This is a genomic window from Rhabdothermincola sediminis, from assembly GCF_014805525.1.
Classification (GTDB): Bacteria; Actinomycetota; Acidimicrobiia; order Acidimicrobiales; family Acidimicrobilacustridaceae; genus Rhabdothermincola; species Rhabdothermincola sediminis.
Genome location: NZ_JACFSZ010000049.1, coordinates 1 through 626, shown reverse-complemented (window position 1 = coordinate 626; position 626 = coordinate 1). Strand labels below are relative to the sequence as shown.

The 626-nt window shown below is 66.1% G+C and carries 1 protein-coding gene; it reads right to left on the bottom strand.

Going from position 1 to position 626, the window contains the following annotated elements; genetic code table 11:
* Positions 1-122: 122 nt before the first annotated feature.
* Positions 123-626: 4Fe-4S dicluster domain-containing protein (locus tag HZF19_RS16125; RefSeq protein WP_208029819.1), on the bottom strand; the 504-nt coding region annotated here is incomplete at its 5' end.

Genomic DNA, 626 nt, shown 5'->3' with positions numbered 1-626 from the left:
CAACCACCGCCGGCCCCACTCCAGCCTCGGCTACCTCCCGCCCATCGAGTGGGAGAACCAGTACCGTCAACCCCAGGCCACCCTGGCCGCGTAACCAACGTGACCGGTCAACGGGGGGAACCTCACACGACCTGGAGGGGTGGGAAGGTGATCGCGTTGGTCGGACAGGTGTTGGCGCAGGTGGTGCAGCCGACCATGCAGTTCAGCGGGTCCACCACGATGGCCTTGAGCCGGGTGTAGTCGAAGCGGTACACGAGCCGGCTGCAACCGGTGACGCAGGTTCCGCAGCCGATGCACACGTCGTCGTCGACGGTCGGGTGCCACTCGATGGCCTCGCGGGCGATGCCGTGCCACGGCTTGGTGAACTTCGGATCCGGTACCCAACTCTCCTTCCGCGGCGCCAGTTGTTCATGGGCTGAACCAACCAGCGCGTGTCCGTCATGGCCCCGTCTGAACTCGAGCCAAAGCCCGAAGGTCACGGCCCGGCCGCCATTGGCGGCTCTACGCGACTGAGTGTGGTCGATGGCCTCGGATTCTGCGGGTGGGGATGGTAGGCCATTGGAGGCCGAGGCGGCCGATGAGGCGGCGTCGGTAGTTGTTGTGGTTGGTGAAGCCGTGGCTGTTGC